Below are 14,014 nucleotides of genomic sequence, written 5' to 3'. Positions count from 1 at the left end.
TCAACAAATATACAGCCGCATCCTGAAAATCCCCGGCCGTACCCGGTACTGTTCCAGGGTATCCGGCCCGCAGGTGGCGGTTCCCACTCCCCGCTGAGCACAGTCGATGTTCAGAAGATAGTAACCCCCATCCGCAGAAACATCAACAAGGTCAGTGGTATGCAGGCTTTTCCACAGATTTTCCTGTGTATATCTGCTGGCGCTCATATGCACAGGCTCTGCGGATAGTATGGTTATTGGCAAAGCGTCCTGTCCCGAAAGGCTGATGCGTCGTACCCCCACGCGGTTGCCGTTTTCCTGGGGAACGATATAGGGTGTCTCCAGGCTTGCGGGGCTGTCTTCGTAAAGGCCCAGAAAAGCTCCGGCGCAGCGATCCGGATACGATTCCTGGGGCCCCCTGCCGAACCATGTGATGTTACGGTAATGGGCGGGAATTTGGGCGCTGATCCCAATCTTGGGGAGTTCCGGCAGATCCGGCTCAAGGTTAAAGAGGATATCCATAATCAGGGGATGGGTTTCACCGCCCTCAACAATGGTGCGGGTATAGGTTCCGATCCGCCTGTCCTTAAATCCCGATGCAGCGTTGCTGCCGGATTCAAGTACCGCAGTATATCTATTGGCCGAGTACCCCTCCCACTGCAGGGGTTCATTCTTTTCATCCTTAAGCCGGAGATGCAGCAGATCAAGATCAAGCCAGGGATACATAGCCTTGTCTTTGTAATAAAATTCTGCCGCAGGGTCTCCCCGCAGGTGAACATAGGTTTTAAGGCCGTCATTTTCCGTAGGGACCCTGAACAACGATGGCTTAAACAAAGCGGCAAATTCGGTGATCGCCTGGTTAGACCGGAGAGGAGTCTGTTCCCAAACAGAAACCTGTTCCTGCACAGGAACTTGTTCCCGAAGTATCCGTTCCGCAGATCCTATAACAAAGCCGCCCTCAGCCCAGAAAGTCCGTTTCTTTAAACAAATATCGATATGGATAAAGATAATGCCCCTATGATCTTGAATATTTATTTTCGTATCCACCGGAAATGTTATTTCAGCCGAAGCGCCGGGGGAGATGCTCGGAAGCGCCGCCTTCCCCTGGGCAAGGATGACCGATTCTGCGGACACCGCAGGTCCCGCAGAGAGCTTCCATTGCAGCTCCACCCCATCCAAGGAAGAAAAATCAAAACGGTTCTCCACTCTAAAGCTATAGGGTTTTCCGGGAATCGCCGTAATTTTGACCGGAGAAAATAGCTGCTTACACTCCGCCATGGCCGGTTTGGGGGTCTGGTCCGGAAACAGGATACCGTTTAAACAGAAATCGTAATCCGTAGGATCATCCCCGAAATCGCCGCCGTACTTCCAGTACTTTTGCCCTGTGGCGCTAAAGGCTTCGATGCCCTGATCGATCCAGTCCCAGATATAGCCCCCCTGGAGGCCGTGGAGCTCCTCGATCGCCTTCCAGTAATCCGCAAGGCTGCCGTTGGAATTGCCCATGCCGTGGGAATACTCGCACATAATAAGCGGGCGGTCATCTTCCCGGTATTTGACAAAGTCGGTAATCAGTTTTATCTCCGGGTACATGGGGCCTATGATATCCGTAATACCCCTGCCCCTGCTCAATGAATCCAGGGTAAAGGCTCCCTGGCCCCGTTCAGGCCGGATCGCTCCCTCGTAATGGACCGGGCGGCTCGGGTCGAATTTACGAATCCAAGCGCCGCAGAGGGTGTTGTTTCCCCCGTCGCCGCTTTCATTCCCCAGGGACCAAATGATGACCGAGGGATGATTCTTGTCCCGTTCCACCATGCGCTCCACCCGTGCAAGGTAAGCGTAGGACCATGCGGTATCCCGGCAGAGCTGATCGTAGAAACAGTGATGCTCAATATTCGCTTCATCGGTAAGGTAGATGCCGTACCGGTCGCAGAGATCGTACCAGCCTTCGTCGTTAGGGTAGTGGCAGGTCCGTACCGCATTAAAGTTATGCTGTTTGAGGAGCATGATATCCCGGACCATGGATTCTACCGGAATGGTCTTGCCGGTTTTCTCATGATGCTCATGGCGGTTAACACCTTTTATCAGCACCGCTTTTTCGTTTATCAGCAGTTCCCGTTTGGCTACCCGGACGGATCTAAAGCCGGTACAGAAACCGGTATGCTCAATGGCTTTGCCCTTCCGTAATAGTGTTACGGTGAAGATATAGAGATTCGGCGTCTCGTGTGACCAGATCGCAGGATTGGGGACTGCAAGCTCCACACGAACGCTGTTTGAATTGAGGCGATAATTACAGTCCAGGCTCAGTTCTCCGGCAATGATCGGCTTGTTTTTTTTCAGAAGATCCCCGGCGATATTCTTTGCGTCATCCGCCGAGGAGGGCAGCGTAAAGGGGTACAGCGCGTAGGCCAGGACAAAGGGATCATCCGCCCCTGATGAGGCAAGAACGGCATTCCCGCTGCTGCGTCCCTGGGGAAGATCCCCGCCCAGGCTAATCTCCAGGTCAAGAACGCCATCGGGTGTAATGGTATTGTCAGCTCCCAATCCCGGTATGGCTTTGATGTCCTTGATATAGCATTCTTCCGTGGAGTACAGGTACACGCTCCGGTGTATCCCGCCAAACCACCATTGATCCTGATCTTCCATATAACTGGCATCGGAATAGCGGACTACCTTGAGGCAGAGGGTATTCTCGCCGTTTGTAAGGAAACTGCTGATATCGTATTCCTGGGGCAGCCGGGTATCCTTGGCAGCCCCGGCAAAAACGCCGTTCACGTAGACCAGGCAGCAGCTCTCTGCGGAACCGATGTGGAGCACCGTGCGGCGGTTCTCCCAGGTTTTGGGAAGGGTAATTTTTCTGCGGTACAGCCCCGTGGGATTGTGCTCCGGGGCATGAGGCGGAAGGACGTCAAAGGGCATCTGAACATTGGTATAGTGCGGTTTGTCGTATCCCTGGAGCGTCCAGGTTCCGGGAACCCGGATTTCCCCCCAGCCTTGGGCGGCATATTGCGGACCGGTCCATTCCACAGGATCATCATCATTCGGGTTGTTCACCAGCTTGAAGGACCAGGTCCCGTCAAGGCTGAGACAGAGGGGGTTGGCAAGCGCCGCACGGAATTCAGGTCCGGCAATCGTGTCGGTCAATGCCGCTTCTTCCGAAGAAAAAGGCAGGAGGGGACTCCGCATGGGGAGCCGGTTAAGGCCCTGCAATTCAGGGGTTTCCCAGAAGCGGTTCTCAAGAGTCGTCCGGGGGCTTATTTTTCTTTCCATCATAGGATTATAGTAGAGATGGTTTTTTTGTTTTGTCAATGCGTTTTTTCCAGGTACCAAGGTACCTGGTACTAAAGTACCGGATATTGGCAAGGAAAAGAGTACTTTAGTAACTTTATCTTTACAAAAAATTGGACTAGACTAACGCCATATCTAAGTTATGGAGGAATAGTGATGAAAAGATTAAGTTTAGCGGCTGCGGTTTTGTTGGTAAGCAGCGCACTGTTATTGGCGGGATGCAGTAAAAAAAATACCGCCGTGGCTGCGGACCCGAACGGGCCGATAACCTTGACAGTTTGGTGCTGGGACCCGACCTTTAACGTCTACGCCATGAATGAAGCGGCAAAAATTTACAAGGCTTCCCACCCCAATGTAACGGTGAATGTGGTAGAAACCGCCTGGGCTGATTTACAGCAGAAACTGCTTACCGCCCTTTCCGCCAATCAGACCAGCAGCCTGCCGGATATTGTACTGATGCAGGATAATGCCATCCAGAAAAATGTTACCACCTACCCCAAGGGTTTCCTTCCGGTGAACGGAAAGGTGGATGTATCCCAGTTCGCCCAGTATAAGGTTGATGTGGCCACCATTAACGGGCAGAGTTATGGGGTCCCCTTTGATAACGGCGCCAGCGGAACCTTCCTCCGCAGGGATATTGTGGAACAGGCCGGCTTGCAGGTTTCCGATTTTAACGATATTACCTGGGAACGTTTTATTGAACTGGGGAAAATCGTTAAACAAAAGACCGGGGTCGCCATGATTTCCGCGGTGGGGAATGAGAACGATATTATTGCTCTTATGATGCAGAGCGCCGGAACCTGGTTCTTTGATGCCGAGGGAAAGGTAAATATTGCCAACAACACCGTATTAAAGGAAGCCGTTAAGCAGTACAAGGCCATGGTTGATGCGGGGATCATCCTGCTGGTAACGGATTGGAACGCCTATATCGCCAGTCTTAATAACGGTTCCGTGGCGTCTACGATCAATGGCTGCTGGATAGTGGGTTCTATCTCCGCCGAGGCGTCTCAGTCCGGGAAGTGGGCGGTGGCCAATACCCCCAAACTGAATGTACCGGGCGGCATAAACTATTCCAGCGTGGGCGGTTCAAGCTGGGTAGTCCTGGCGAATACCAAGTATCCCGATGTGGTGATGGATCTGCTGAATACAACCTTTGCCGGAAGCGTCCCCTTGTATGAGACTATCCTGCCATCCTCCGGCGCTATCTCCACATGGCTTCCCGCAAGCAAATCTGCGACCTACGGGCAGCCGAACGCCTTCTTCGGCGGACAGAAAATCTATGAAGACATTGTAGCCTATGCGGGCAATGTGCCGCAGATAAAGTACGGCCTCTTCAATTACGAAGCCCGTGACGCCGTATCCCGGGCGCTTGCCGACATTGTGGGAGGCACACCGGTGGATACCGCCCTGGCAACTGCGCAGAAAAACGTTGAATTCCTTGTAGCGGGTCAGTAAACAAACAAAAATGGATAGGGGATAAAATGAAACGGCATAGTTTTGTTAAAAAATACGATTTCTGGGGTTGGTTTTTTATCGCCCCGGCATCGCTGATGATTTTTATTTTATCCTTCTATCCCATGATCCAGGCATTTATACTGTCCCTGCAAACCGGGCTTGGGAATAACCTGCGTTTTACCGGCATATGGAATTATTACCGGCTCTTCCAGGATGAGATATTCCTGAGTTCGGTTGCCAATGTTTTTATCTATTTGATTTTCCAGGTTCCGATCATGTTGTTCATGGCCCTGATCCTGGCGTCTATCCTCAACAATGAAAAACTAAAATTCAAGGGCCTTTTCAGGACCCTTGTTTTTCTTCCCTGCGCAACCGCCCTGGTTTCTTCCGCGATGATTTTTAAAACCTTTTTCTCTGTGGACGGTATCGTCAACTTTATCCTATTGCATATAGGGATTATTACTTCCCCCGTAAGCTGGCTCACCCATCCTTTCTGGGCCAAGGTGGTCATTATCATGGTAATAACCTGGCGCTGGACCGGTTATAATACAATATTTTATCTTGCCGGACTGCAAAACATAGATACCTCGATATACGAAGCCGCCCGCATTGACGGCGCCTCTGCCTTCCAGCAATTCTTCAAAATAACCCTGCCCCTCCTGCGGCCGGTGATCCTCCTGACAACAATCATGTCCACCAACGGGACTCTCCAGCTCTTTGATGAGGTAAAAAACATCACCAGCGGCGGTCCCGGAAATGCGACGATAACCATATCGCAGTATATTTATAATTTATCCTTTGTTTACAATCCCCAGTTTGGATATGCCGCTGCAGTTTCATATACCATTCTAATTATGGTAGCGCTTCTGTCATTTATCCAGATGAAAGTAGGAGATAAGGCATGAATAAGAGAGTCCGCGTAAAAAACGTCATCATGTATGCCTTTTTGGTCCTGGTTTGTTTTTTTTCGGTTGTACCATTCTTCTGGATGATTTCCTCCGCCACAAACAGAAGCACCGATATTATCAGGGGGAGGATGCTTTTCGGATCCTACCTTTTTGAAAACATCAAAACGCTTGCGGGGACGGTTTCCCTGGGCAGTGCTTTTTGGAATTCCCTGCGGAACAGCGTAACCGGTACCTTTGCCAGTTTGTTTATCTGTTCCATGGCGGGCTACGGTTTTCAGGTATACCGGAGCAGGAACAAGGATCGGCTTATATCGATACTGCTCCTTTCCATGATGGTACCCTTTGCCTCAATAATGGTTCCGTTGTTTAAAATGTTCAGTCAGGCGCATCTGCTTGATACAACCCTCGGCTTTATTCTGCCCTCTATATCCACGGCCTTCCTCATTTTCTTTTTTCGCCAGAGCAGCATGTCCTTCCCCTATGAAATTGTACAGGCCGCCAGGGTGGACGGGATGGGCGAATTCGGCATATATCTCCGGATTTATCTGCCCGTCATGAGTCCCACCTTTGTAGCCGCCGGAATCGTTACCTTCATGAGCGGCTGGAACAACTACCTCTGGCCCCTTATCATCATGCAGAGCCAGGAAAGCCAAACCATGCCCCTGCTGATAACTTCCCTTACATCGGGGTATACCACCGACTACGGCATATTGATGCTGGCGGTAACCATCTGTACCCTGCCTACGGTATTGATCTTCTTCGCCCTGCAAAAGTACTTTGTGGCGGGGATACTTGGATCGGTCAAATGAGACTTTTCAAAACCCTGTTGGTTTTAAAAAGTCTCCGTTGCTTTTTTAAGCAGGCAGGTATACACTAACAGCACATGAAGGTTCGATGGCTGTTCCACAAGCTGCTACCTGTACTCATTGTATCGCTGCCCCTTGCAAGCGCCCTGCTGGTATTTATAATGAAATATAATGATCCCGGCGTGGTTCTTCCCCCCATACTTAATATAGGGGACGATGAAAACCGCTTGCTTTTCAATTTAAATTTTTATATTCCCTTTATTATATGTTCCGCTTCCATATATATATGTATTTTTTCTTCCGGTTTTTTTATCAAGATTAGTTGCATGCTCCTGGGTTTTATCGCCGCGGTTCTCGGCGTTTATATTCTGGACGATACCTTGATCATTAAAACCCTTATATACACCGCCTATCTCATGGCGGTGTCCCTGGCTTTTCCCCTGCCCAGGAGCGCGGCAATATCTTTTGTTACCATATTTCTCTTTCTGTTTTTTGAATACCACCCCCACTTCATGGGACAAGACCCTATTGGTTTTTCCTTCCCCATTCCACCATTTTTTGAAATTCTTCCCATGACTGCCATTTTTTTTCTGGTATCCATAGGTATGATCATGATGCGGTTTTTTATGAACCGGTATATCCTGGATCAACAAACTATTGAACATCTCGATTCCGTGGGGAAAAAGATGGTTCTTTTTAATCACCGGCTTCAGGAAATGGTAAAACAGCGGGGAGAAGATGCGATGGTAGAGGAACGGCTCCGACTTACCCGTGAGCTGCACGATAGCTGCGGTTATGCCTTTACCAACATTATTATGGTAACCGATGCCGCAGTAAGCTGCGGTCAGATGGAGACCGCAAATACCCAGGAGATTTTTCAGCGCATCAGAAAGCTGGCATCCACCGGCCTGAATGAAACCAGGGAGACCCTGCATTTTATCCGGAAGATACAGGAACCCTATGCAAAAAGCATTGACAGTGTTTATCAGCTGAAAAAGATTTTTGAGGAAGTTACGGGTATCAAGGTTGACATAGAATGGGGAAATATGCGGAACGAGTACGGCCCCACGGTAAATAAGGTTATCACCAGGATCATCCAGGAAGCTTTTACCAATTCAATACGCCACGGCAAGGCTACCCATATCTTTATCCAGTTTTGGGAATTAAACCAAAAATTGTCAATGATCGTAACGGATAATGGGATCGGCGCTTCGGTTATTGTAAAGGGCATAGGGCTTGCGGGCATGGAGGAACGGCTTGACGAGGTAGGGGGAGAGCTTACCGTAGGCCTGCCCCCGGAAGGCGGGTTCAAGCTTAGTATAAGCATACCAATAATCAGTATAACTGCTCCTATAAGGAAAACAGGATGAAGATACTATTGGTGGACGATCAAAGTTTAATTACCGAAAGTCTGGGGACTTTTTTATCCAACTATGCAGATGATATGACGGTCATCGGCGTAGCCGGGAATGGCAAGGAGGCGGTCAATTTTACCGATGAACATCATCCTGATATTATTTTAATGGACGTGCTCATGCCGGAAATGGGCGGCGTAGAGGCGGTACGGATTATCAAGGGCAAATATCCTGAGATAAAAGTAATCATGCTTTCCACCTATGATGAGGATGAATATGTCAGGGCAGCCCTGGTCGGCGGCGCTTCGGGCTACCTCTTAAAGGATATTTCCCCCACGGAGCTTATAACGGCGATCCGGGCGCTGAATAACAATGTGATACAAATTTCGCCGGAGATCGTGCGGAATATGGTTCAGCAGAAATACAACCGCGATGAAGGTTCCCACAATGCTGAAGATACGGACAAAGCCGCCATTACGGAAAAAGAGCTGCCCTGGCTGAAAACCCTGACTAAACGGGAGCGGGAAATATTTACCCTGCTGGCTACGGGGTTTGATAATGAACAGATCGCAGAAAAACTGTTTTTAGCCCTGCAAACAGTAAAAAACCACGTGAGCGTTATCTACTCAAAGCTGGGGGTTAAGGACCGGTTCGAAATTATCCGGCTGGCGAACCAGGGCTAAAGGGTCTATCCCAGGATTCGGTCTATCCTTTCAAGCTCGTCCTGCGAAAACTCCGTTTTTTTCACCGCCTCAATATTTTCCCGGATATGTTCCGGACGGCTCGCGCCGATAAGGGAACTGCTTACCCGCTTATCCCTGAGTGTCCAGGCAATGGCCATCTGGGGCAGGCTCTGTCCCCGCTCCCGGGCAATTTCCCTCAAGGCTTTTACGGCAGTAATGGTACCGGCGCTTATATCGGTGGGTTTCAAGGATGTCCTTTCAGAAGCAGCCCGGGAATCCGGGGGAATGCCCTGAAGGTACCGGTCGGTGAGCAGGCCCTGGGCCAGGGGCATATAGGCGATAACCCCGACTCCGGCGGTATCGCACACATCCAGCAGCCCCTTTTCCGGGGTCCGTTCAAACATATGGTAACGGGGCTGGTGTATTAAGCAGGGAACCCCCATGCTCCGCAAAATTTCATTGGCCTCCCGGGTACGATCCGCCGGATAATTGGACAGCCCCGCATACAGGGCCTTGCCTTGACGCACTGCCTGGGCGAGGGCGCCCATGGTTTCCTCCAGGGGTGTATTGGGATCCGGACGGTGGGAATAGAAGATGTCCACATACTCCAGGCCCATCCGTTTAAGCCCGGCGTCGAGGCTTGCGAGCAGGTATTTCCGGGAACCCCAGTCGCCATAGGGTCCGGGCCACATGGTATAGCCGGCCTTGGTAGATATGATCAGTTCATCCCGGTAGGGCCTGAAATCGTCCCGGAGCAGCCGCCCCATGGTTTCCTCGGCGGAACCCGGCGGAGGCCCATAATTATTTGCCAAATCAAAATGGGTAATTCCTAAATCAAAGGCCATACGCGCAATGGCCCGCTGGTTTTCATAAACCTGCTCACCACCGAAGTTTTGCCAGAATCCCAGGGAGATCGCCGGTAATTGTATTCCCGATCTGCCGCAGCGGCGGAAGGGCAAGGTGTTGTACCGATTTTCTGAAGCCATGTATGTCATAGGTACTTCCATTTACACCTTAAACTTCTGTACGATCTGCTGTACCGCATCGGCGGAAGCGTCATTCTTAGCGGCGATTTCGGAAACCTGTTCCGCCATCGCCTGCATGGACTCGGTTTTATCGATTGATTTTTCCGAACGTTCCAGGATGAGGCCGGTATTCTCAACCAGAATATTGATACCCTCAAAGACAGGAACACTGTTTTCCTTCATCGCCTGGGTCGCATCGTAGATTGCCTGGGCAGTACTATTCACATCGTTGGTGGCTGCATGGATCTCCCGAATGCCCTCATTCTGTTCGGACATCGAGGCATTCACCTGGGTTATCATACCGCTGAGTTTTTCTATATCCGCAGAGATATTGTCAAAGGATGCCGTGGACCGTCCGGAGGCGGACACAATAACCTTAATGGTATTCTGAATTTCCTGGATAAAGGATTTTATGATCCCCGACTGTTCCGTGGCGGTCTCCGAAAGATTGCGGATCTCCTCGGCTACCACCGCGAACCCCTTTCCCGCTCCGCCGGCGTGGGCCGCCTCAATAGCGGCGTTCATGGAAAGCAGATTGGTCCGGGCGGCGATCTTGGTAATCGCGCTGTTGGCCTCAATCAGATTCTCTATCTGCTTTACAATCTGGGTAATACTGTCCGCCGTCTCCTGTTGGGTATTCCGGCCGGCCTGGGAGTTCTGCACCAGCTGCTCATACCGGCTGTTGATTTGCCGCATATTTTCGGTGACCGACTGCATCCCCTCGGTCATATGATTCACCGCCTCCGAAGCCTGCTCAACCGCCCCCATCTGTTTGGAGATCATCGTCTCCAGGCTGTCGATCTTTTCTTCGATCTTCTTGACCCCATCGTAGGTGGCGTGGGCATGGGTGTCCTGATTCCTGGCCTGGTCCCGTATCTCCGACACACCGTTGAACACGGCGCCGATGGAATCAATCATACCCTGGGACTGCCCCCGCAGGTTTTCTGCGTTGCCCGCAAGCTCCGTAAGGGACCGGCTTATGGCGCCGATGATCTCCCGCAGTTTTCCTACAAAGAGGTTAAAGTCCCCGGCGAGTTTTCCTATCTCCGCTGATTTTTGCGCCGGGATGGAAACCGTCAGGTCCCCCTCGCCGGAGGCTATCTCCTCCATGGGCTTAGCGATGGCCTTGATGGGGCCGAAGATCATCCTTAAGAAGAGGAACATCAAAAAGATGCCCAGCAGGACAAAGCCTACGGAAATCAGCACCTGCCGCAGGATCTGGGTGATTATGATATCGTGCAGGGACTGTCCGTCAAAATCGCAGCCCACAATCCCCACAACCTGGCTCTGGGAATTCAGAATGGGGGCATACATGGAGATGACCCAGCCCCAACCCTCCTGAAAATCAAGCTGGGACGCATGGGTGGCGCCGGTATCCATGGTCAGTAAAAAGGCGGGATCGAACTCGGATATATCCTCCTCGGACCCCAGGGGCGAGAAATTCTCCTCGTCATCGGGGTCGCTGCTGCCATCGATGATATACCGGTACTGGGTACCCTGCACGGGAGCCATGGTATACAAAAACTTGGCGCTGGAATTCTCCTTTAGAGTAAGCATCTTAAGCCGGGTTTCTTCATAATAGGGATCATTCAGGTCCAAACTCCGGGAGAGATCCTCAAATTTATCTCCGTTAATGAGGGCTGCGGTGTTCCTTGCCAGAGGCATGCCCTGGATACCAAAAATGTTCGAAGCGGTGCCGATGATCTGCCGGACGGAGATGAGGGTTATTACCGTACAAAGTACAATGATAAAAAGAGTGAAAAAGAAGACAAAACGAAATTTTAACGAATTAAAGAGAGATGTACGCTTTTTTACCACGGGATAACCTCATATATAAAGATCATACCATAATTTCGGAATAAAATACAAGAAATTGAAAGAAAACATTGATTCTATGTTTCTTTTAACGCCTCCGCATGCCGGTACCGTAGCAGCATATCCACAAATTCCCGGTTCCCCATGGGAGGCGCCTTGAAATAGAAAAGGTGACTCCCGCAGCCGCAATCCGAGGAACCGAAGTCCGCTATGGGCTTTCCACCCAGCTTCTCCAGATCCCGGGCCAGATCGCATTCCAGGTTCCGGTAAGAAAGGATGGGCAGGGCCTTCATTTTTCCCGCCCAAGCGGTGAGGTAATCGAGGTGCCAGTGTTTTTGCTTCCTCTGCCGGCGCAGGTGCCGGTTGATGCGCTGGGACAGGTTTTTCCGGGCGGACCCGGCGTAAACATACCAGCCTGCCTTAAACCGTATCGTCCCCAGGGCTCCCACCTCAATATCCTGACTAGCCGGCAATTCCAGCAGTATCATGTAGTTCCCACTATTGCTTTCCGCCAGCTTCCCATGGGAGAGGTCCACCGGCAGGGCAGGAACCGTCAGTATCGCCCGGCCTGAGGAATCACAGCGGAGCAGGGCAGCGTGGATAGCCACGGGACCTGAGCCGGCGGCTGCCTTTTTGCGTGTATTTTGCAACGAAGTTCCCCGGGCCCTTCCCCCGGGCGGAACCGCCGCATGGCCGAACCTGCTCAGGGCAGCGGCGAATTCCGGGTCCGTGTGGAGGTTTGGTATAAACACCGTGGGCTCACTGTGGGTGATAACAAAGAGTACATGGCAGAGATAGCCCTGGGCGCTTAGTTCCGCCAGCTCTTCCAGGTGCTTCAGAGCCCGGCCGCTGGGGGCGTCAGGGAACATGGCTACTTCGTACTCAATGAGGGAACAGGCCTTAACCTCAACCAGGTGTTTCCGCTTTTTAGCATCGGTACAGAGGAAGTCAAAACGAGAATCGCCCAGGGTATATTCGGGGCTAATCTCCGTAAGGCCGGGAATTATCTCTTTGAGAATGAGTTTTTCCGCCGCCTTGTTTGCCCGGGAGGAAAAGAGGGGCGCCACGGTATCCCGGTAGTAAAGACCCGCCGCAGTCCAGCCGGTTTTAGCCTTGAGATTCCCCTGATCCCGTTTTTCCAGGATAAGCCGGGTACCGGGGAAGACAAACTCAATGAGCCTCCCCGGGTTGGGGCAGTGGCAGGCTAACTCCTTTTTCTTACCCACCGGAGCGGCGATGATAAGGAAACGGTTTGGACGGCGGACGAAGAGGGCCTCCGTATCGTTGGTAAAAAGGGAAAGCTCCTCAGCCACGGGCTTTACCGGAGAAGCCCCGGAAAATTACATCCCACTGGGTGGCGAGCATGCCGCAGAACATCAGGATAAAGCCCAGGAGGGTCCAGGGACCCAGGGGTTCAGAAAGGATGAGCACCCCGCCGATGGCGGCAAAGACCCCCTCAAGGCAGAGGATGATCGAAGCGTGTGCCGGGGGAGCGTCTTTTTGCGCCACCACTTGGAGGGTATAGGCCACCCCCACGGAACCAAAACCGCCATAGAGTATGGGGATGAGCCCTCCCATAAGCGCGGCGGCGGAAAGGGGTTCCATCCGTACCAGGGCAACGATGCAGGAAAGGATCCCACAGCAGGCAAACTGCCCGGAGGAAAGCATAAGGGGATCAATTTTCTTTACCATGGCGTCGATCAGCAGCACATGGATGGTCCAGAAAAAGGCGCTTATGGCGGTGACAATATCCCCGGGGTTAATGGAGCCAAGGTTTCCCGCAGCGCTGAGGAAATAGAGTCCCATCAGGGTGAATACCGCCCCAACCCAGGTGGGTATTCCGGTCTTCCGCCCCAGGAAAATACCAAATATGGGGACCAGTACCACATAGAGTCCGGTAATGAATCCCGAATGTCCCGCGGTGGTGTAGATCAGCCCCACCTGCTGCAGGGACGCGGCGATAAAGAGACAGATCCCCGCCATTACGGAGGAAAGGATGAGCTGCTTTGGAGAAAACGCCGGCTGCTGCCCTTCCCCGCCCGCCTTCGCCGCTGATTTACGCCGAAGAACAAAAATCAGCGGAAGCAGGGAAAGGCTCCCCAGAAGAAACCGTATGCCATTGAAGGTAAAGGGCCCGACATACTCCATCCCGGTACGCTGGGCCACAAAGGCAAACCCCCATATACAGGAAGTCAATAATAGAAGAATATCCGCACGCAAAGCCCGTTTGTTCATGGATAAATGGTAATACAAGAACGCAGAGTTTGGAAGGGGGACTTATCCCGTAGGAATTCTGAATTCAACCCTGTGAGCCGGGCGAATCGGAAAAACGCCGGTGGGGGTGGGGGATCCCCACTGCGGGATGCCTGTAGAATTCGCTTGCGGAGCCCCTTCGGGTCTCCTCCAGCGAGGAATTCCAGAATATCCCTCAGCGTGGCTCCCCCACCCCCACCGGCGCCTGTACGATTGGCCTGTGTTTGGGCGTATTTCCCCGGGAGTCGGGGGCGCTTAACTGAGTATGACACATTGCCTGGGAGCCGAGGTGCTTAACTAAGTGTGGCGCATTGTTTGGGGGCCGGGTGCTTAACTGAGTGTGGCGCATTGTTTGGGGGCCGGGGTGCTTAACTGAGTGTGGCGCATTATTTGGGGGCCGGAAGCTACCTAACTAAGTGGAATCGTATTGTCTAAGGCTACCTGACCAAT

The 14,014-nt window shown here is 51.9% G+C and carries 10 protein-coding genes; 5 read left to right on the top strand and 5 right to left on the bottom strand.

The features are described 5' to 3' along the window. A complete protein-coding gene (locus TPRIMZ1_RS0107885; protein WP_010257459.1) occupies positions 1-3,285 on the bottom strand; it encodes a glycoside hydrolase family 2 TIM barrel-domain containing protein in 3,285 nt (1,094 codons plus the stop codon). A 135-nt stretch (positions 3,286-3,420) separates the two neighbouring features. On the opposite strand from TPRIMZ1_RS0107885, the gene TPRIMZ1_RS0107880 reads away from it, so the two are divergent. The 5 genes from TPRIMZ1_RS0107880 (at position 3,421) to TPRIMZ1_RS0107860 (ending at position 8,471) form a co-directional block, all read left to right on the top strand. Continuing rightward, positions 3,421-4,719 carry an ABC transporter substrate-binding protein gene (locus TPRIMZ1_RS0107880; protein ID WP_010257457.1) on the top strand — a complete coding sequence of 433 codons (1,299 nt, stop codon included), beginning with the start codon at positions 3,421-3,423 and terminating at the stop codon, positions 4,717-4,719. A 26-nt stretch (positions 4,720-4,745) separates the two neighbouring features. After that, positions 4,746-5,624 carry a carbohydrate ABC transporter permease gene (locus TPRIMZ1_RS0107875; RefSeq protein ID WP_010257454.1) on the top strand — a complete coding sequence of 293 codons (879 nt, stop codon included), beginning with the start codon at positions 4,746-4,748 and terminating at the stop codon, positions 5,622-5,624. Then, positions 5,621-6,436, top strand: a complete 816-nt coding sequence (locus TPRIMZ1_RS0107870) for a carbohydrate ABC transporter permease (RefSeq protein WP_010257453.1) — start codon at positions 5,621-5,623, stop codon at positions 6,434-6,436. Before TPRIMZ1_RS0107875 ends, TPRIMZ1_RS0107870 begins: the two co-directional genes overlap by 4 nt. Before the next feature lie 323 nt (positions 6,437-6,759). After that, positions 6,760-7,803 carry a sensor histidine kinase gene (locus TPRIMZ1_RS0107865; RefSeq protein ID WP_198429917.1) on the top strand — a complete coding sequence of 348 codons (1,044 nt, stop codon included), beginning with the start codon at positions 6,760-6,762 and terminating at the stop codon, positions 7,801-7,803. Continuing rightward, positions 7,800-8,471 (top strand): response regulator transcription factor, encoded by a 672-nt coding sequence (locus TPRIMZ1_RS0107860; protein WP_010257449.1) that lies wholly within the window; start codon positions 7,800-7,802, stop codon positions 8,469-8,471. The genes TPRIMZ1_RS0107865 and TPRIMZ1_RS0107860 overlap by 4 nt, the downstream gene beginning before the upstream one ends. Before the next feature lie 5 nt (positions 8,472-8,476). On the opposite strand, the gene mgrA is transcribed toward TPRIMZ1_RS0107860, so the two are convergent. The 4 genes from mgrA to TPRIMZ1_RS0107840 all read right to left on the bottom strand — a co-directional run bounded on the left by mgrA (position 8,477) and on the right by TPRIMZ1_RS0107840 (position 13,546). Further along, positions 8,477-9,466 carry an L-glyceraldehyde 3-phosphate reductase gene (gene mgrA / locus TPRIMZ1_RS0107855; RefSeq protein ID WP_026043607.1) on the bottom strand — a complete coding sequence of 330 codons (990 nt, stop codon included), beginning with the start codon at positions 9,464-9,466 and terminating at the stop codon, positions 8,477-8,479. A 12-nt stretch (positions 9,467-9,478) separates the two neighbouring features. Beyond that, on the bottom strand, positions 9,479-11,314 hold the full coding sequence (locus TPRIMZ1_RS0107850) for a methyl-accepting chemotaxis protein (RefSeq protein ID WP_010257441.1): 1,836 nt from the start codon (positions 11,312-11,314) through the stop codon (positions 9,479-9,481). Between the two features lie 74 nt (positions 11,315-11,388). After that, complete coding sequence (sfsA, locus tag TPRIMZ1_RS0107845) at positions 11,389-12,624, bottom strand: DNA/RNA nuclease SfsA (protein ID WP_010257439.1); 1,236 nt, start codon at positions 12,622-12,624, stop codon at positions 11,389-11,391. Next, on the bottom strand, positions 12,617-13,546 hold the full coding sequence (locus TPRIMZ1_RS0107840; protein WP_026043606.1) for a DMT family transporter: 930 nt from the start codon (positions 13,544-13,546) through the stop codon (positions 12,617-12,619). Before TPRIMZ1_RS0107840 ends, sfsA begins: the two co-directional genes overlap by 8 nt. Between the last annotated feature and the right edge of the window lie 468 nt (positions 13,547-14,014).

Source organism: Treponema primitia ZAS-1, assembly GCF_000297095.1.
GTDB classification, from domain to species: domain Bacteria; phylum Spirochaetota; class Spirochaetia; order Treponematales; family Breznakiellaceae; genus Termitinema; species Termitinema primitia_A.
Note: the sequence above shows the minus strand (reverse complement) of the source record. Positions and strands in the feature narration are given on the sequence as shown.

Coding starts and splice junctions, on each gene's coding strand:
- TPRIMZ1_RS0107875 (WP_010257454.1), top strand. CDS start 4,746: ATGAAACGGCATAGTTTTGTTAAAAAATACGATTTCTGGGGTTGGTTT.
- TPRIMZ1_RS0107865 (WP_198429917.1), top strand. CDS start 6,760: ATGCTCCTGGGTTTTATCGCCGCGGTTCTCGGCGTTTATATTCTGGAC.
- TPRIMZ1_RS0107840 (WP_026043606.1), bottom strand. CDS start 13,546: ATGAACAAACGGGCTTTGCGTGCGGATATTCTTCTATTATTGACTTCC.
- TPRIMZ1_RS0107860 (WP_010257449.1), top strand. CDS start 7,800: ATGAAGATACTATTGGTGGACGATCAAAGTTTAATTACCGAAAGTCTG.
- TPRIMZ1_RS0107880 (WP_010257457.1), top strand. CDS start 3,421: ATGAAAAGATTAAGTTTAGCGGCTGCGGTTTTGTTGGTAAGCAGCGCA.
- TPRIMZ1_RS0107870 (WP_010257453.1), top strand. CDS start 5,621: ATGAATAAGAGAGTCCGCGTAAAAAACGTCATCATGTATGCCTTTTTG.
- mgrA (WP_026043607.1), bottom strand. CDS start 9,466: ATGACATACATGGCTTCAGAAAATCGGTACAACACCTTGCCCTTCCGC.